The following is a 16,785-nucleotide window of genomic DNA, read 5'->3' as shown; positions in this document are numbered from 1 at the left end:
GAACCTACTCGCTCCGGACTGCTGCTCCGCGAGTCGACAGCACCTCGGTCAGCTCCTCGGCGTAGGCGAGCTGCCGCCGCAGCGTGCGGCAGCTGTCCTCGGCCTTGGTATGACATTCACGAACGAAGGCCGCGGCCGACGACCTCGCGTCGTCGGCCGCGTTCTCGTCTCCGAGGATGTCGAGGGATTCCAAAAGCTGTTTCATCTCGGCCAGGGTGAAGTCGAGCGGCTTCATCCGGCGGATGACGAGCAGACGCTCGACGTCGGTCTCGGTGTACAGCCGAAAACCACCGGCCGAGCGGGCAGAGGGGGTGACCAGGCCGACGTCGTCGTAATGACGAACCGTGCGGATGGACAGCTCGGTGCGTTGAGCCACCTGTCCGATCTGCATGTGTGTGCCGTCGTCTGCCATGTGCCGCCTCTCCTCGCCCGAGCGTCCACCCTAGTCAGTGCTCGCCGCCCAGGTTTCCACTGAGACGATCGTGCCGCTCGACCGACGGCGCGTTCATACCGACGATCTCCACCGTCTTGCCCTTCGCCGCGTACTTGGTGGTGATGGCGTCGAGAGTCGCCACGGTCGAGGCGTCCCAGATGTGCGACTCGGACATGTCGATGACGACGTTCTTCGGATCTCCGACGTAGTCGAACTGATAGATCAGATCGTTGCTCGACGCGAAGAACAGCTCGCCCTTCACCGCGTAGACGCGCGTGTCCTCGTCCGGATGAGCCACATCGACCACCTCGGTCAGGTGCGCAACCCTCCTGGCGAACAGCACCATCGCGGTGACGACACCGACGACGACGCCGTAGGCCAGGTTGTGGGTGACCACGGTGACAGCGACCGTGACAACCATGACGAGAGTTTCGCTCTTGGGCATGCGCCGCAACGTCTTCGGGTGAATGCTGTGCCAGTCGAAGGTGCCGACCGACACCATGATCATCACGGCGACCAGCGCGGCCATCGGAATGAGCGCGACGATGTCACCGAGCCCGACCACCAGGATCAGCAGGAAGGCGCCGGCGAGGAACGTCGAGATACGGGTTCGAGCACCGGAGACCTTGACGTTGATCATGGTCTGGCCGATCATCGCGCAGCCGCCCATACCGCCGGTGAACCCGGTGACCAGATTCGCCACACCCTGACCCCATCCCTCACGAGTCTTGTCGGAGTGCGAATCGGTGATGTCGTCGACGAGCTTGGCCGTCATCAGTGATTCGAGCAGACCGACCAAAGCGATCGCGAGCGCGAACGGCGCGATGATCGACAGCGTGTCGAACGTGAAGGGCACGTCCGGTATCAGGAACGACGGCAGCGAGGACGGCAGCTCACCCTCGTCGCCCACGTCCGGGACGGCCAGCGCGAAGACGAGAGTGACGGCGGTGAGTATCACGATCGCGATCAGAGGTGCAGGCACGACGGAGGTGAGCTTCGGTAGGAAGAACATGACGAGCAGTCCGGCCGCGACCATCGGGTACACCAACCACGGCACCCCGATCAGGTACGGCACCTGCGAGGTGAAGATCAGGATCGCCAGCGCGTTGACGAATCCGACCATGACGCTGCGCGGGATGAACCGCATGAGTTTGGCGACACCGAGGACGCTCAACACGATCTGCAGGACGCCGCCGAGAATCACCGCGGCGATGAGGTAGTCGAGGCCGTATTCACGGGCCAACGGGGCGACAACCAGGGCGATCGCCCCGGTGGCCGCAGAGATCATCGCCGGTCGGCCACCGACGATGGAGATGGTGACGGCCATCGTGAACGACGCGAACAGCCCGACGCGCGGATCGACACCGGCGATGATCGAGAACGAAATGGCTTCCGGGATCAACGCCAGCGCCACCACCAGCCCAGCGAGAACCTCGGTTTTCAGTCGCCTCGGTGAGCGCAACGCACCCAGCACCGAGACGTCTTCGACGGCGGTGGCAGGCACCTGGGCAGCTCGAGACACGACAACTCCGTTCGATGGATGCGAGGGACTGCGACAGGTTCGGCGTCCGCTCCGCCGGCAACTCTACTCTTACCGGAGAGAAGGTTGTCAATCGTCGAGGTTTCGACGAGGTGCGCTAGATTCATACGAGAAACACGCCGAAACTCCCCAGCGCGATGCAAGGAATGAATGGATGTTTTCGCTCAACAGGCTGTCCTGCTTCATCGCTGTCGCCGAGGAGCTGCACTTCGGCCGGGCTGCCGAGCGGCTGCACATGACACAACCGCCGCTGAGCAGGCAGATTCAACAGCTCGAGAGCGAAGTGGGAGTGCAGCTCATCGACCGCACGAGCCGGTCGGTCACCCTGACCGCCGCGGGCCTGGCGTTCCTTCCCGAGGCTCGACGCATCCTCGACCTCGCCGAGGGCGCATTGCTGACGGTGCGACGTGTGCCCACCGGAGACCTGGGGACCGTGGTCGTCGGATTCACCGGCGCATCGGCGCACGCGGTGCTGCCGCAGTTGCTCGACGCCGCACGCGACAAACTTCCCGACGTGAAACTTGTCCTGCGCGAGATGGTCTCGTCGGTGCAGATGGAATCCTTGGCCGTCGGCGATCTGGATCTCGGATTGGCCAGGCCACCACTCAAGCGGCCGGGTATCGCATCGCGGCCGGTGCTGCACGAGTCGTTGATCGCCGCCATGCCCCACGACCACCCTCTGGCCGAGAAGGCCGAACTGACGGTGGAGGACTTCGACGAGCAGCCGATCATCATGTACTCACCCGTCGATGCGCGGTACTTCCACGAACTGCTGATCAGCACGTTCACCATCGTCGGCGTCACCCCGCGCTACGTGCAGTACGTGACCCAGGTCCACACCATGCTGGTCCTCGTCCGCTCAGGCATCGGATTGGCACTGGTGCCGGAGTCCGCGTCGACCATGCGTCCGAAAGGTGTTGTGTTTCGGCCGGTTCGGACCGTCAAGGAACGGCCTGTCGAGCTCGATGCAGCCTGGCGGCCGGACAACGACAACCCGGCGCTGCACCGTTTCATGACCGATGTGCTGCCGACGCGGGAGTGGTCGTGATGCGCCGCTGATCGAGTTGCCGAGCGTGCCCGAAACCGCAAGTGAGCGCCCTTTTTACCGACTGCGCGCCCCCGATCAGGTCATAGCGGGGGCGCGCAGTCGATAAAAGCGGTGTGAGGTCCCCGTTTGCGTGATCGATGTGATTCGACACGGCAGGACCCGCCGATGACGCGCACTCAGCGCGGCAACCCCACCGGCGGCTTGACGGCCGTCACCGGGCAGTGTGCCTCGAGGAGGACACGCTGAGAGATGCTGCCCATGAACAATTTTCCGACGGGTGATCGACGCCGGATGCCGATGACGACGAGCTGAGCCTGCTCGTCGAACGAGAGGTCGATCAGATTGTCGGCATGCGAGCGGCCTGCTTCGTTGTCGTGGATCTTCGTCGTGACACCGAGCGCCGACGCCTCCTCGCGAGCCGATTCGACGGTGGCAGCGAAGTCCGCCTCGCCTGCGCTGTCGTTCTCGGCCACGATGAGCAAGTCCGTTTCGCGCATGAGTGCCTCACGAAATGCGAAGGGCAGTGCGCCTTTTCCTTCGATGGTCGGCGAGTAGCCGACGACGACGGTCACTTCGTCACCGGTGTGACGAGGGTGCCGTCGGCCAGGAAGCGATCGAGGTTCTCGAGCGTGAGCGCTTCCATTGCGGCGCGGGTCTCCACCGTTGCGCTACCCACGTGCGGCAGCAGCACCACGTTGTCCATCGCCACCAGAGCGTCGGGCACGTTCGGTTCGTGGGCAAAGACGTCCAGGCCGGCACCGGCGAGCTGCCCCGCTGCAAGCAACTCGATCAGCGCTTCCTCGTCGACGACGCTTCCGCGCGCCACGTTGATCAAATAACCCTGCGGCCCCAGCGCTTCGAGCACAGCTCGGTCGACCAGATGCGCAGTTCCCGAGCCGCCGGACGCGGCGATGATCAGCACGTCGACGTTCTCTGCGAGCGCTCTCGGGCCGGCAGCGTAGACATACGGCGAACCGTCGATCTCGTTACGATTGTGGTACGAGATCTCGCAGCGAAACCCTCTGAGCCGATCGGCAATTGCCGAACCGATGCGGCCGAGTCCGATGATTCCGACGCGCGTGCCGGTGACCTGACGCGTCAGTGGCGTGTTGCCCTCGGCGGGCCAGCGGCCGGCACGCACGAATCGCTCGGCGGACGAGAGCCCGCGCACGGTATCGATCAGCAAGCCGACAGCCAGGTCCGCCACGCAATCGGTCAGCACGTCGGGGGTGTTGCTCACGCTGATTCCGCGTTCGGCTGCGGCGTCGACGTCGGTGGTGTCGTAGCCGACACCGAAGTTGACGACGGCTCCGAGCTGGGGCAACCGGTCCATCAGCGCAGCATCGACTCCGGTCCGGCCGGAGGTGACGACCGCGGTGATCGAACTGCCGTGTGCGGCCAGAAAGTCCTCGCGCTCGTCGCCCTCGGGAAGAACCAGCGCGTCGTACTCGGAAACCAAGGTGTCCATCAACGACGGTTTGAGTGGTCCCACTCGGAGCACTCGACCGCCCTGTTGCGAATCCTGCTGCGACACAGAGGTTTTCTCTGAGCTGACGGTGACCATTGTTCTCCTCGCGAGATGGTGGAACGTGCGCGTTTCCTGTACGGTATGCCGCTTCTCGAATACCTGTCCAACACGGAAATAACATGGACCGATACCCAAACGGCATGAACGACGCATTGCCGATGCCGCCTCGACCACCCCGACCTGCATCGGGCCTGGTCAGTCCCCCATGCCTGTGACCCAAACCCCATCGAAGCGTCCGGTGTGACCCACGAAACTGCTCGAAAACCGGTTTTCGTCCGGTTGACGATGAAGATCGCACGCTCCTACCGTGTGTCTACCGTCACAGATTCGGCTGCGACATGCAGACGCGGATCCTTTTTCCCACTGGAGGCCACCATGAGCCCTGCACTCTTCGTGCAGCAGGGACGGAACCATCGCGTCATCGCATCAGCCGTTGGCGCACTGTCACTTTCGTTGATCGTGAGCGGCTGCACAGTCGCCAACTCCAACAACGGTGGAGCCGCTCGCGCCGACACCCTGCGCATCGTTCTGCCGCAGGAACCGCCGACCCTCGAGGCGTGCGATGTCTCGCTCACGTCGGTCGGGGTCGTCACCCGCTCGAACATCACCGAGCCCCTCATGGAACGCAACCCCAGCACCGGCGATCTCGAGCCCAAGCTCGCCGACTCGTGGGAACAGACCTCCGACACGGAGTGGACGTTCGCGATCCACCCCGGCGTGACCTTCAGCGACGGCAGTCCCTTCGAAGCCGAGGACGCCGCGTTCTCCATCGACCGCACGGTCAATTCGGAACTGGGCTGCAACGTCGAAGGTTATGTGTTCGGTGACGCGAACCTGGTGGTGAACGCGGTCGATCCGATGACACTGACTGTGCAGTCCCCGGAACCCGACCCCATCCTGCCGCTACGTCTGTCGTTCGTCGAGATGGTCCCACGCACAGCCAGCTACACCGAGCGCGTGCGTGAACCGATCGGAACGGGACCGTTCGCGATCGAACGCTGGGACTACGGACAGAAGCTCTCGCTCGTACGCAACGAGACCTACTGGGGTCCGAAGCCCGAATACGCCAGGGCCGAATATCAATGGCGCAGCGAGGGAAGCGTCCGCGCCTCGATGGTGACCAACGGCGAGGCCGAGATCGCGACATCGGTCGGCCCGGAGGACGGGGCAGGTGACCTGGGAGTCGCTTACCCCAACAACGAGACCACGGCGCTCCGCATCCAGGCAGCGCAGCCGCCGCTGGACGACATGCGGGTGCGGCAGGCGATCAACTACGCGATCAACCGCGGCGGCATCGTCAAAGCACTGTTCCGCGGACTCGGCTCGCCTGCAGCACAACTCATCTCCGAGGGCGTCGTGGGATTCAACGAGGACTTGACGCCGTGGCCCTACGACATGGACCGGGCCCGCACGCTGATCGACGAGGCCCGCGCCGACGGCGTACCCGTGGACACCGAGATTCGACTCATCGGGCGCACCGGACAGTTCCCCAAGATCAACGAAACAGTCGAGGTGATCCAGAACTCGCTGTCCAAGATCGGCATGAACGTCAAGATCGAAATGATGGATGCCGCCGGCACTGCCGAATACCAGGAACGTCCGTTTCCGGACGTCGGGCCCTACCTGCTGGTCATTCAGCACGGTAACCAGGCCGGCGACTCGGCCTTCACCGTCGACCAGTACTTCACCAGCGACGGATTCCAGAGCGCCTACGGCACAGCTGAATTCGACAAAGAGATCGCCGCGGCGGGCGCACTGACCGGAGAAGACAGGCAGGACGCGTACGCGCAGGTGTTCGCCGACGAACCGAAGGACATCATGCAGATGGCCTACATCGCGCACATGAACGGTGTGCTCGCCAAGGCGTCCTCGGTCGACTACACCCCCAACTCGGCCACGGTCGACGAAATGCATCTCGCCGCGATGACTCGCGCCGATACCGAGAGGCCCTGACATGTTCAGATTTCTCCGCAGACGGATCTACACCAGCCTCGTTCCGCTGTTCGTCGTCCTGCTCGGCGTGTTCTTCCTCGCTCGGCTCACCGGCGACCCCACCAGCCTGTACCTACCCGAGTCGGCAACTCAGGCCCAGCGCGAGGCGTTCCGCGCCACCAACGGCTTCGATCAGCCGGTGCTGACGCAGCTGCTGGACTACTTCAAGGGCGTCGTGCAACTCGACTTCGGGCAGTCGCTCCGTACCGGCGAGGACGCGTCGGCGATGGCACTGCGCGCATTCCCGGCGACACTGCAGCTGGCGTTCGCGACGATGTTCCTCGCGATCCTCGGCGCCGTGATCATCGGCTGCTGGGCCGCGTACCGGCCCAACTCGCTGGCCGATCGCATCTCGAGCCTGCTGTCGATGACCGCAGCCAGCATTCCCGATTTCTGGTTCGCCATCATGGGCGTCTACGTCTTCGCCATCCTGTTCGGCTGGCTGCCCACCTCCGGTGTCGACAACGGAATGCTCTCCTGGATACTGCCGATCGCAACTCTGCTCATTCGTCCCCTCGGAGTCCTCACCCAGGTGGTGCGCGGCGCAATGGTCTCGGCACTGTCGGCACCGTACGTGCGACTCGCGAGAAGCAAAGGGGCAGGCGATCTCCGGGTCGTCACCCACCACGCCCTGCGTAACGCAGCCGCACCGGCGCTCACGGTCGCAGGCGACCTGATGGTGGGCCTCGTCAACGGAGCGGTGGTCGTCGAGGCCATCTTCGGCTGGCCGGGCATCGGAAAACTGATGATCGACGCCATCCTGCAGCGCGACTTCGCGGTTCTCCAGGCGGCCGTGCTGTTGACGGCGGTGTCCATCTTCGTGCTCAACATCGTTATCGACGCCTGCTACGCACTGCTCGACGCCCGGGTTCGCGACAAGGTGAAGGTCTAGGAGAAACTGATGTCACTCGACTTCGAAGCACCGAAAACGTCCGATCCCGAGGATGTTCCACCCCAGAGTCCGGTGGAAGCCCGCAAGGCGTCGGCCCCGCTGTGGAAGCTGCTGCTACGCGACAGGGTCGCCACCGTCGCCGCCGCGATCCTGGTGCTGGTCTTCCTCACCGCGGTCTTCGGCCCGATGCTGGTCGGCGACTCGGCAACCGATCAGGACCTCGACCGCTCCAACCTGCCACCGTTCACCCTCGACACCGGGTGGATGAACATCCTCGGCACCGATCCATTGGGCCGCAGCATGCTCGCCCGGTTGATCGTGGCCAGTAGAACCACACTCTCGGTTGCCGTTCCGGCCGTCATCCTCTCGGCGATCATCGGATCGTTCATCGGTATGTGGGCCGGCTTCCATCGAGGCTGGCGCGAGACCGCAGCGATGCGCGTTGCCGACGTGATCCTGAGCTTCCCGTCCCTGCTGATGGCGGTCGTCGTGCTCTACGTGTTCTCCCCCAGCGCCGCCAACATCGTTCTGGTCCTGACGGTCACCCGCATCCCGATCTACCTGCGCACCGCCCGCGCGGAGTCGGCCGAGCTGCAGAGTCGGTTGTTCGTCGATGCCGCACGAACATTCGGCGCGAAGAGCGGATCGGTGATCAGACGCCACGTGGCCCCCATCCTGCTACCGACCCTGCTCACCGTCGCGACCCTGGACTTCTGCTTCGTCATTCTCGCCGAATCGTCACTGAGCTTCCTGGGCATCGGCATTCAGCCACCCGACGTCTCGTGGGGCCTGATGGTCTCGCAGGGCCGTACCTACCTGCAGACCGCGTGGTGGCTCTCCTTCTTCCCCGGCCTGGCCATCGTGTTGACCACCGTCTCGGCCACCGTGCTCGCCGCCTGGGCGCGCATCGCCACCGATCCAGCGCAGCGCTGGCGACTCAATGTGCCCCGCTCCAAGCGATCTCGCCTGCTCCCCGTACGAAAGGTCGTCTCATGAGCGCACCGGCAACCGCACCTCGACGCGCCGATACCGGCAGCGTGGCCCTGGACGTGCGTGGACTGACCGTCGATCTGCGGACCCCGTCCGGCGTCATCCGCGCCGTGGACGACGTCACCTTCACCGCCCGCCGCGGCGAAACCCTGGCCCTGCTGGGTGAATCCGGCTGCGGCAAGTCCATGACGGCACAGGCCATCGTCGGGTTGCTCGAACCGATCGCAGACATCACCGGCGGTTCGGTCGAGATGGGCGAGATCGACCTGGTGACGGCCAAGACCAAGGTGCGACGCACGGTCGCGGCCACCGAACTGGCCATCGTCTTCCAGGACGCACTGACCGCCCTCAATCCGGTCTACACCGTGGGAACCCAACTGGCCGAACCGTTTCGGATCCATCGCGGTATGTCCGGCAAGCAGGCACGAGCGGAGGCCATCGCGCTGATGGCCCGCGTGGGTATTCCCGAGCCCGAATCCCGTGCCGACTCCTATCCCCACCAGTTCTCCGGCGGCATGCGCCAACGCCTGCTGATCGCGATGGCCGTCGCCCTGAGTCCGTCGGTACTGCTCGCCGACGAACCGACCACCGCCCTCGACGTGACGGTGCAGGCACAGATCATGGCGCTGCTCAAGGAACTACGCACCGAACACGACATGGCCGTCGTACTCATCACCCACGATCTCGCCCTGGTGGCCGAGGAGGCCGACCGAGTCGCGATCATGTACGCGGGCAACGTCGTCGAGACCGGACCGGTGTCCGAGGTGTTCGGCGCACCGCGACACCCGTACACCAAAGGCCTGTTGGATTCGGTACCCGTCCACGCAGTCCGCGGTGAGGATCTGAAGTCGATCGGCGGCACCCCACCGGACCTGCACTCCATTCCCGACGGGTGCGTCTATCAGGCCCGCTGCCCGTTGGCCCGCGAGATCTGCATCAGTACTCGTCCCCCGCTCGAATCCGTCGGCAGCGGCCGGATGTCGGCATGCCACTTCCCGAACGAGGTATCCAGCCATGTCTGAGCAACTGTTGACCGTCCGCGGCCTGAACAAGACCTTCGACGTCGGCCGCGGCAAGCTCCGCGCCCTCGACGCCATCGACCTGGACCTGCGACGCGGTGAAACCCTCGGCCTCGTCGGCGAATCCGGCTGCGGCAAGTCCACTCTCGCGCGCACCCTGATGATGCTCGAACGACCCGACTCGGGCACCGTCGCGTTCGACGGCACGGATCCGTTCGCGCTGCGCGGCAAGGAACTGCTCGCGTGGCGTCGGCGGGTACAGATGGTCTTCCAGGACCCGTACGGTTCGCTCAACTCACGAATGACCGCCGGGGACATCATCGGCGAGCCGTGGCGAACCCACAAGAGCCTGTACAGGACTCGACGCGACCGCTCCGCGCGCGTACGTGAGCTGCTGCATCTGGTGGGTCTTCGGCCGAGCGACGAGAACCGCTTCCCGCAGGAATTCTCCGGCGGTCAACGCCAACGCCTCGGCATCGCGCGCGCTCTGGCACTGAACCCCGACGTGATCATCTGCGACGAGCCGGTCTCCGCACTCGACCTCTCGGTACAGGCGCAGGTGCTCAACCTGCTCAACGACCTGCAGAAGCAACTCGGCATCTCGTACGTGTTCATCTCGCACGATCTGTCGGTTGTCCGACACGTCGCCGACCGCGTCGCGGTGATGTACCTCGGCCGCATCGTCGAATCCGGGGCCACCGAAGCAGTGTTCGACCGTCCGGCTCACCCGTACACAGCGGCATTGATGTCGGCCGCACCCACACTCGACGCGTCGACGCGCGGGACGAAGATCCTGCTGAAGGGCGAGGTACCGTCGCCGCTGAACCCGCCGTCGGGATGCCGATTCCGCACGCGCTGCTGGAAGGCGACCGACTTGTGCGCCAGTGAGGCACCCCCGGTGGCGCTCGACACCGACGAGGCCGATCACATCGCCGAATGCCATTACCCGCTCGCAGCAGGCAATCTCGGCCTCGTCGCTGCCGGGACGTGATGTCGACGCAGCTGAGCATCACCGGCTTCGTCGTCGTCGCGCTGGCGATCTTTTTCGCATCGGCGATGCAGGCGTCGATCGGATTCGGCATGGGCATGCTCGCCGCGCCGATCGTGGCGATCGTCGACCCCGGCCTCATCCCGGCAACGCTGATCATGCTCGCCGTCGTCGTCAGTGTGCTCGTTCTGGTTCGCGATCGCACCTCCCTCGACCTCTCGGGTGCCGGGTGGGCGCTCGCCGGTCGCCTCCCCGGTTCGGCGGTGGGCGCATTGTTGCTCGTCCTGCTGCCCGAACGCGGACTGGCGATTCTGCTGGCACTGGTGGTGCTGGGCGGTGTCGCACTGACGTCGTTCGGCTGGGTCCCCCTGCCGCACAGACGAAATCTGATGGTGGCCGGGGCCGCGTCGGGAATTCTGGGAACGGCCACCTCCATCGGCGGGCCGCCGATGGCGCTGGTGTGGCAACGCAACACCGGGGCCGAACTGCGCAGCACCATGAGCTGCTTCTTCCTCGTCGGCTCGCTCATCTCGCTGGCGGTGCTGGCAGTGGCCGGAGCAGTGGATGTCCACACTGCGACGCTGTTCGTGTTCCTGGCCCCGGCGACTGTTCTCGGCTTTCTGCTGTCGCGGGTGGTCAATCGAGTTCTCGATCGCCGACGCCTGCGGATCGTCGCGATCACTGTCTCCGCCGTCGGGGCGCTCGTGCTCGTCGTTCAACAGGTACTCGCCCTGATGTGAGTGCCGTGTCACGTGTCGCTCCGGTTCCATTGGGTAGACAGCACGGATGACTACGAACAACACGCGCGCGCTGATAGTCGGTGCCACCGGTATTTCCGGGCAGGCCCTGTGCCGCGCCGCACTCGATGCAGGCTGGACCACCTACGGACTGAGCCGCAGCGGCAGTGTCCCCATCGACGGCGTCGTCCCCGTGGCGGCCGATCTGCTCGACCCGGCCTCGCTCGAGGAAGCACTGAAGGACGTCCGCCCCGAGGTCGTGTTCTTCACCGCCTGGATGAAGAAGGACTCGGAGCAGGAGAACATCGAGGTCAACTCGGCAACTCTGCGCAATGTGCTGAACGTGCTCGGCCCCCTCCACTCGGTGAAGCACGTCGCGTTGATGACCGGACTCAAGCACTACCTCGGACCGTTCGACGCCTACGGCGAGTCCGTGATGGCCGAGACCCCGTTCCACGAGACCGAGGATCGACTCGACACCCCCAACTTCTACTACGCGCAGGAGGACGAACTGTTCGCCGGTGCCGAGAAGTTCGGATTCGGCTGGAGTGTGCACCGCGCCCACACCATCTCCGGCTTCGCCGTTGGCAACGCGATGAACATGATGCTCACACTGTCCGTGTACGCGTCGATCTGCAAGGAACTCGGCGAGAAGTTCATCTTCCCCGGCTCCGAGACACAGTGGAACGGGCTGACCGACCTCACCGATGCCGACCTGCTCGCCGAGCAGATGGTGTGGGCCGCAACCGACGACAACGGACACAACGAGGCGTTCAACATCGCCAACGGTGACGTCTTCCGCTGGCGCTGGCTGTGGCCGCAGTTCGCCGCGCACTTCGGCGTCGAGCCCGAGGGCTTCGACACCGAGCCGCGCCCCCTCGAACCCCGCATGTCCGACGCGGCCGCCGCGTGGAAGCGCATCGCCGACAAGCACGATCTGGCCGAAAGCGACGTCACCCGGTTGGCGTCGTGGTGGCACACCGACGGTGACCTCGGCCGCGACATGGAATGCCTGACCGACATGAACAAGTCCAAGAAGGCAGGGTTCCTGGGCTTCCGATCCACCCCGGATGCCATCGCCTCGGTGATCCAGCGCTACCGCGACGCGCGCCTGATTCCCTAGAGAGCGCCAGAGCGGCTCCGCCGCACGTGTGTGGAACTTCGTAGTGGGCTACGAAGTTTCGCTCACATGGGGGTGGTGCCCTCGGTCAGATCCCGCACCTCGGCGTAGCGCTCCCGCACCGCCGGGGTCGGGTCGGCCTCGTAGGTCTGCGACGGTGCCTGGGCCCAGGTCGGCGGCTCAGTGGTGCCGGCCAACGTCCACGCGGCCTGACGCGCGGCACCATCGGCGACGTATTCACCCGGCTCGGGCACGGTCACCGGAACTCCGAGAATCGCCGGAGCCAATGCCCGCAACGCGGCGGACTTCGCGCCGCCGCCGATGAGTAGCACCCGTTTCGTCTCCACACCCTGCGCACGCAGGTGGTCGATACCGTCGGCCAAACCGCACAGCAGTCCCTCGATTGCTGCGCGCGCCAGGTGGCCGGGCGTCGAATTGTTCAGTCGCAGGCCGTGAATCGCGCCGGATGCATCGGGACGGTTGGGGGTGCGCTCACCCTCGAGGTACGGCACCAACACCAGGCCATCGCTGGTCGTCGACAGCGCCAACCGAGACAGTTCGTCGTGGTCGACGCCCAGTAGACGCGCCGTCGCATCGAGCACCCGGGCAGCGTTGAGGGTGCACACCAACGGCAACTGCCGGCCGGTGGCGTCGGCGAATCCCGCGACCAGACCCGAACCATCGGCTGCCGCAATCGATGTCACGGCCGATACGACACCGGAAGTGCCCACCGAGACCACCACGTCACCGGGCTGGGCATCGAGGGCGAGGGCCGCGGCGGCGTTGTCTCCGGTACCCGGTCCGATCAGTGCACCGCTGCGGAGTCGGCCGATGGTCTCGTTCGGTGCCGCGACCCGCGGAAGCTGCGGGTTGCGCCCACGAAAACCCAACTGCAACAGATCGGTTCGATACTCGTTCGAGGCGGCGGAGAAGTACCCGGTGCCGCTGGCGTCGCCCCGATCCGTGGCCAGGGAATCGAGCCCGGATGCGCCGCCGAGCTGCCAGCTGAGCCAATCGTGCGGAAGACATACGGCCGCAGTGCGATCGGCGTTCTCCGGCTCGTGGTCGGCGAGCCATCGCAGCTTGGCGACGGTGATCGAGGCCAACGGAACCACTCCGACGGCGTCGGCCCACGCCTGCCCGCCGTCGACGCCGGTCTCCTTCCCCAACTCCGACACCAAGTCGGTTGCGGCCTGCGCCGACCGAGTGTCGTTCCACAGCAGAGCGTTACGGACCACAGTTCCCGTCTCGTCGAGACACACCATGCCGTGTTGCTGCGCACCGACCGATACTGCGTCCACATCGTCGAGTCCGCCTGCTGCCGCCACTGCCTCGTCGAGCGCATCCTTCCAGCGCTGCGGGTCGATCTCGGTGCCGTCGGGATGGGAGGCTCGCCCCTGGCGCACCAACTCTCCCGATTCGGCATCACGAACGAATACTTTGCACGATTGGGTGGAGGAGTCGATTCCTGCAACGAGAGCCACGATGAGCGGTCCTTTCCTACGCAAGTGTGACTTGGACCCTACCCGCGGTGTTCGGCTGCCTCGGTCACGACGGTGCGTGCATAGGCGATGGCCTGCGGAGTGGTCTCGAAAACACGGCGCGCCTCGTCGTCCTTGGTGGTGAACACACCCAGCGCAGTCAGCGGTCGCAGGTGTTCGGGTTTGGCCGCGGAGATCAGGACGGTGATGTGGCGGTGTTCGAGTTCGGTGATCGTGTCCTTGAGCACGATGGCTCCGGTGGCATCGATCGTGGTCACTCGTGACATGCGCAGGATCACCACTTTCACGTCCGACACGTCGGCGAGCTCGAGCAGAAAGCTGTGCGCGGCTCCGAAGAACAACGCGCCGTCGATTCGGTAGGCGACGATGTGTTCGCGAAGCAGATTGCCTTCTTCCTCCGAGACCGCGTCGAGTGCATCCAGAGGCACCTGCTCGACCGTGGCCGATCGCGCGACCGCGCGCAGTGCGAGCACCGCAGCGAACCCGACGCCGACCGCCACGGCCGTCACCAGGTCGAAGACGACCGTGACGAGAAAGGTCGACGCCATCACCACGGTGTCCCCACGACCGGCGCGGGAAATTGCTCGGATGGAGGCAGTTTCGACCATGCGTACCGTCGTCGCCAGGAGCACCCCGGCCAGAGCCGCGAGTGGAATGTCGGCCACCAATCCCGCGGCGGAGTACATGATCGCGGCGAGAATCACGGCGTGAGTGAGTGCGGCGAGCCTGGTGCGCGCTCCGGATCGGACGTTGACGGCGGTGCGGGCGATGGCACCGGTGGCCGGGATCCCGCCGAACAACGGCGCGGCGATGTTCGCCAGGCCTTGCCCGAACAGTTCACGGTCCGGGTTGTGCCGGGCACCGACGCCCATCGAGTCCGCCGCGGTCGCGGACAGCAGCGATTCCAGGGCCGCCAGCGCTGCGACGGCCAGCGCCGGAGCCAACAACGCCGTCACGTCGCCGAGGTGGAAGAAGCTCAGGTTCGGAGCGGACAGCGACGACGGGATGGTGCCGATGCGGGCGATGTCGAGGTCGAACAATCGGGTGACGACCGTTGCTCCGGCGACCGCGACCAGAGAGAACGGGACCTTCGGAGCCAGTCGGCCGCCGACGAGCATGACGATCGCGACGGTGACGGCCACGGCGGGTGTCAGGACGCTCGCGTGCGAGACGAACGAGCGCACCGCGTCGAACGCGGATTGCCACACCTTCTCACCCTCGGCGTCGGTGATACCGAGGGCCGACGGAACCTGTTGCAGCGCAATGACGACGGCGATGCCTGCGGTGAACCCTTCGATGACGGGTGCCGGCATGTACCGGACGGCTCGACCGACGCCGGCCGCGGCGAGCACGAGCAGGATGACCCCGGCCATCAGCCCGACGGCGAGTACGCCGGTCGGACCGTACTCGGCGACGATCGGGACGAGCACCACCGTCATGGCACCGGTCGGTCCGGACACCTGGAACCGGGATCCGCCGAACACCGCGGCGACGACTCCCGCGATGATCGCCGTGGTCAGGCCGGCCGCGGCCCCCAGCCCGGTACTGACGCCGAAGCCGAGCGCCAAAGGCAGCGCGACCAGGGCCACGATCAGACCCGCCAGCAGATCCGCACCGGGCGCGCGGAAGGCGGGTTTCCACTCGCTCCATCTGGGCAAGAGGGCCGTCAGAGCCCTGGAGGCGTCGGTCTTACGGTCGGATTTCGTCGGTTCGGACATGTGACGCTCTCTGAGAACTCATCGATCCTGGTCCAATTGATTGCTAAGTTTAGCAAGTAATGAATCAGGTGAACAGCAACGTGAGCCAGACCATCCGAGACCGTCGAGTCAGGTGCGTGCTCCGGACTCGCCCTCCAGCAACTCGGCCTGATTGGCCACCACTCCCGTGAGTATCTCCCGCGCAACGAGCAACAGGTCGGCCACTTTGGGCGACGTCAGCGTGTAGGACACCGACAGGCCTTCCCGAGTGCCTTCGATGAGACCGGCGCGCCGCAGGATGGACAACTGCTGAGACAGATTGGCCGGCTCGATGCCGATTTCCGGAAGCAGCTCGGAGACGGCATGCTCGCGCTCGCTCAGCAACTCCAGTACCCGAATGCGCGCAGGATGCGCCAATGTCTTGAAGAAGTCGGCTTTCATTCTGTACAGCGGCCGGCTCGATTCCGTGGCCATGAAGTCCTCCCGTGGCACCCGCCGCCGCGCAGCAGGCTACTTGCGAACACTAGCAACCAACGCACGGAAGACAACGTCCTCCCTGCTCGTCCCGAAACTCGGCTACCTTCTCTCCCATGAGCGGAGAACCCGAAGAATCCACCGACTTCAGGCTCACCGTGGCCACCGCGGCCCTCGACCTGTTCTCCGTCAAGGGCTACGAGTCGACGACGGTGGACGACATAGCCGGTGCCGCCGGAATCTCGCGTCGGACATTCTTTCGCCAGTTCCGCGCCAAGGAAGACGTCGTCTTCGCCGATCACGAAATTCTGCTCGAGCAGGCCGGTGCGTTTCTCGAATCGAACGAGGGCGATCCGTGGCGGGCCGTGTGCGATGCCGCGCAGTTGGTGTACGAGCGGTTTTCCGAGTGGCGGGACATGTCGCGCCTGCGTTACCAGGTGGTCCACAAGATCCCCGCTCTGCGTGACCGAGAAATCGTCACCGTGTTTCGCTACGACAGACTCTTCGTCGAATATCTGCAGCGCGTTCTGCCCGATCACCCGCACCTGGAAATCCTGCAGTTCTCGGCCACGGTGACCGCAACGCACAACTACATCCTTCGTCGGATGATTCGCGACGGCCTGCCGACGTCGGTCGAGGATCTGCGTTCGGCACTCGCGCAGGTACGCGCGCAGTTCTCCGGTGAGATCGTCGTCGCGTCGTTCCCCCGAGGCACGTCCGTCACCAAAGTCGTCGACGCGTTGGCCGATCACACAAGCGCCTGATCGATCCGGACCGAATGGCACTGAGTGCCGGATGCCGAAGACCCGCCCTTGAACAGGTCCG

At 65.2% G+C, this 16,785-nt stretch carries 16 protein-coding genes; 9 read left to right on the top strand and 7 right to left on the bottom strand.

The genetic code is table 11. The annotated features are described in order from the left end of the window. Nucleotides 1-4: 4 nt before the first annotated feature. Both CH276_RS03505 and CH276_RS03500 read right to left on the bottom strand, forming a co-directional pair. Nucleotides 5-412 (bottom strand): MerR family transcriptional regulator, encoded by a 408-nt coding sequence (locus CH276_RS03505; RefSeq protein WP_032396710.1) that lies wholly within the window; start codon nucleotides 410-412, stop codon nucleotides 5-7. Nucleotides 413-446: 34 nt separating this feature from the next. Next, nucleotides 447-1,955 carry a SulP family inorganic anion transporter gene (locus CH276_RS03500; protein ID WP_094657531.1) on the bottom strand — a complete coding sequence of 503 codons (1,509 nt, stop codon included), beginning with the start codon at nucleotides 1,953-1,955 and terminating at the stop codon, nucleotides 447-449. 172 nt (nucleotides 1,956-2,127) lie between these two features. On the opposite strand from CH276_RS03500, the gene CH276_RS03495 reads away from it, so the two are divergent. Continuing rightward, nucleotides 2,128-3,021 (top strand): LysR substrate-binding domain-containing protein, encoded by an 894-nt coding sequence (locus tag CH276_RS03495; protein WP_032396712.1) that lies wholly within the window; start codon nucleotides 2,128-2,130, stop codon nucleotides 3,019-3,021. A 176-nt stretch (nucleotides 3,022-3,197) separates the two neighbouring features. Here the strand turns inward: CH276_RS03495 and CH276_RS03490 are convergent, their stop codons facing one another. Further along, on the bottom strand, nucleotides 3,198-3,593 hold the full coding sequence (locus CH276_RS03490) for a universal stress protein (protein WP_094630595.1): 396 nt from the start codon (nucleotides 3,591-3,593) through the stop codon (nucleotides 3,198-3,200). Beyond that, nucleotides 3,590-4,585, bottom strand: a complete 996-nt coding sequence (locus CH276_RS03485) for a 2-hydroxyacid dehydrogenase (RefSeq protein WP_094689099.1) — start codon at nucleotides 4,583-4,585, stop codon at nucleotides 3,590-3,592. The genes CH276_RS03490 and CH276_RS03485 overlap by 4 nt, the downstream gene beginning before the upstream one ends. Nucleotides 4,586-4,924: 339 nt before the next feature. Between CH276_RS03485 and CH276_RS03480 the strand changes: the two genes are divergently transcribed. Genes CH276_RS03480 through CH276_RS03450 form a run of 7 tightly spaced genes read left to right on the top strand, consistent with a single transcriptional unit; the run spans nucleotide 4,925 to nucleotide 12,290 of the window. Further along, on the top strand, nucleotides 4,925-6,502 hold the full coding sequence (locus tag CH276_RS03480) for an ABC transporter substrate-binding protein (RefSeq protein WP_094630685.1): 1,578 nt from the start codon (nucleotides 4,925-4,927) through the stop codon (nucleotides 6,500-6,502). 1 nt (nucleotide 6,503) lies between these two features. Then, nucleotides 6,504-7,433 carry an ABC transporter permease gene (locus CH276_RS03475; protein ID WP_032396714.1) on the top strand — a complete coding sequence of 310 codons (930 nt, stop codon included), beginning with the start codon at nucleotides 6,504-6,506 and terminating at the stop codon, nucleotides 7,431-7,433. Between the two features lie 9 nt (nucleotides 7,434-7,442). Next, on the top strand, nucleotides 7,443-8,429 hold the full coding sequence (locus tag CH276_RS03470) for an ABC transporter permease (protein ID WP_094630596.1): 987 nt from the start codon (nucleotides 7,443-7,445) through the stop codon (nucleotides 8,427-8,429). Then, nucleotides 8,426-9,445: an ABC transporter ATP-binding protein gene (locus CH276_RS03465; RefSeq protein WP_032396716.1), complete on the top strand. Its 1,020-nt coding sequence runs from the start codon at nucleotides 8,426-8,428 to the stop codon at nucleotides 9,443-9,445. Before CH276_RS03470 ends, CH276_RS03465 begins: the two co-directional genes overlap by 4 nt. Beyond that, nucleotides 9,438-10,433 carry an ABC transporter ATP-binding protein gene (locus tag CH276_RS03460; RefSeq protein WP_094630597.1) on the top strand — a complete coding sequence of 332 codons (996 nt, stop codon included), beginning with the start codon at nucleotides 9,438-9,440 and terminating at the stop codon, nucleotides 10,431-10,433. Before CH276_RS03465 ends, CH276_RS03460 begins: the two co-directional genes overlap by 8 nt. Further along, nucleotides 10,433-11,170 (top strand): sulfite exporter TauE/SafE family protein, encoded by a 738-nt coding sequence (locus CH276_RS03455; RefSeq protein ID WP_094630598.1) that lies wholly within the window; start codon nucleotides 10,433-10,435, stop codon nucleotides 11,168-11,170. Before CH276_RS03460 ends, CH276_RS03455 begins: the two co-directional genes overlap by 1 nt. Nucleotides 11,171-11,216: 46 nt before the next feature. Continuing rightward, the gene (locus CH276_RS03450; RefSeq protein WP_094630599.1) at nucleotides 11,217-12,290 is read left to right on the top strand and encodes an SDR family oxidoreductase; all 1,074 of its coding nucleotides are present in this window, start codon (nucleotides 11,217-11,219) and stop codon (nucleotides 12,288-12,290) included. Nucleotides 12,291-12,352: 62 nt separating this feature from the next. Here CH276_RS03450 and CH276_RS03445 read toward each other — a convergent pair whose 3' ends face one another. From CH276_RS03445 to CH276_RS03435, 3 genes are all read right to left on the bottom strand, one after another. Then, complete coding sequence (locus CH276_RS03445) at nucleotides 12,353-13,771, bottom strand: xylulokinase (RefSeq protein WP_094630600.1); 1,419 nt, start codon at nucleotides 13,769-13,771, stop codon at nucleotides 12,353-12,355. 38 nt (nucleotides 13,772-13,809) lie between these two features. Next, the gene (locus CH276_RS03440; protein ID WP_094630601.1) at nucleotides 13,810-15,507 is read right to left on the bottom strand and encodes a SulP family inorganic anion transporter; all 1,698 of its coding nucleotides are present in this window, start codon (nucleotides 15,505-15,507) and stop codon (nucleotides 13,810-13,812) included. A gap of 108 nt (nucleotides 15,508-15,615) precedes the next feature. Next, complete coding sequence (locus tag CH276_RS03435) at nucleotides 15,616-15,960, bottom strand: ArsR/SmtB family transcription factor (protein WP_032397267.1); 345 nt, start codon at nucleotides 15,958-15,960, stop codon at nucleotides 15,616-15,618. Between the two features lie 116 nt (nucleotides 15,961-16,076). On the opposite strand from CH276_RS03435, the gene CH276_RS03430 reads away from it, so the two are divergent. Next, nucleotides 16,077-16,724, top strand: coding sequence for a TetR family transcriptional regulator (locus CH276_RS03430; protein ID WP_032396721.1), 648 nt, complete (start codon nucleotides 16,077-16,079; stop codon nucleotides 16,722-16,724). Nucleotides 16,725-16,785 lie beyond the last annotated feature (61 nt).

The organism is Rhodococcus sp. 06-470-2 (genome assembly GCF_002258235.1).
Classification (GTDB): domain Bacteria; phylum Actinomycetota; class Actinomycetes; order Mycobacteriales; family Mycobacteriaceae; genus Rhodococcoides.
The sequence above is the reverse complement of the archived record's forward strand: the minus strand, read 5'-3'. Positions and strand labels throughout refer to the sequence as shown.

Coding starts and splice junctions, on each gene's coding strand:
- CH276_RS03505 (WP_032396710.1), bottom strand. CDS start 412: ATGGCAGACGACGGCACACACATGCAGATCGGACAGGTGGCTCAACGC.
- CH276_RS03495 (WP_032396712.1), top strand. CDS start 2,128: ATGTTTTCGCTCAACAGGCTGTCCTGCTTCATCGCTGTCGCCGAGGAG.
- CH276_RS03485 (WP_094689099.1), bottom strand. CDS start 4,585: ATGGTCACCGTCAGCTCAGAGAAAACCTCTGTGTCGCAGCAGGATTCG.
- CH276_RS03480 (WP_094630685.1), top strand. CDS start 4,925: ATGAGCCCTGCACTCTTCGTGCAGCAGGGACGGAACCATCGCGTCATC.
- CH276_RS03475 (WP_032396714.1), top strand. CDS start 6,504: ATGTTCAGATTTCTCCGCAGACGGATCTACACCAGCCTCGTTCCGCTG.
- CH276_RS03470 (WP_094630596.1), top strand. CDS start 7,443: ATGTCACTCGACTTCGAAGCACCGAAAACGTCCGATCCCGAGGATGTT.
- CH276_RS03465 (WP_032396716.1), top strand. CDS start 8,426: ATGAGCGCACCGGCAACCGCACCTCGACGCGCCGATACCGGCAGCGTG.
- CH276_RS03460 (WP_094630597.1), top strand. CDS start 9,438: ATGTCTGAGCAACTGTTGACCGTCCGCGGCCTGAACAAGACCTTCGAC.
- CH276_RS03455 (WP_094630598.1), top strand. CDS start 10,433: ATGTCGACGCAGCTGAGCATCACCGGCTTCGTCGTCGTCGCGCTGGCG.
- CH276_RS03450 (WP_094630599.1), top strand. CDS start 11,217: ATGACTACGAACAACACGCGCGCGCTGATAGTCGGTGCCACCGGTATT.
- CH276_RS03440 (WP_094630601.1), bottom strand. CDS start 15,507: ATGTCCGAACCGACGAAATCCGACCGTAAGACCGACGCCTCCAGGGCT.
- CH276_RS03435 (WP_032397267.1), bottom strand. CDS start 15,960: ATGGCCACGGAATCGAGCCGGCCGCTGTACAGAATGAAAGCCGACTTC.
- CH276_RS03430 (WP_032396721.1), top strand. CDS start 16,077: ATGAGCGGAGAACCCGAAGAATCCACCGACTTCAGGCTCACCGTGGCC.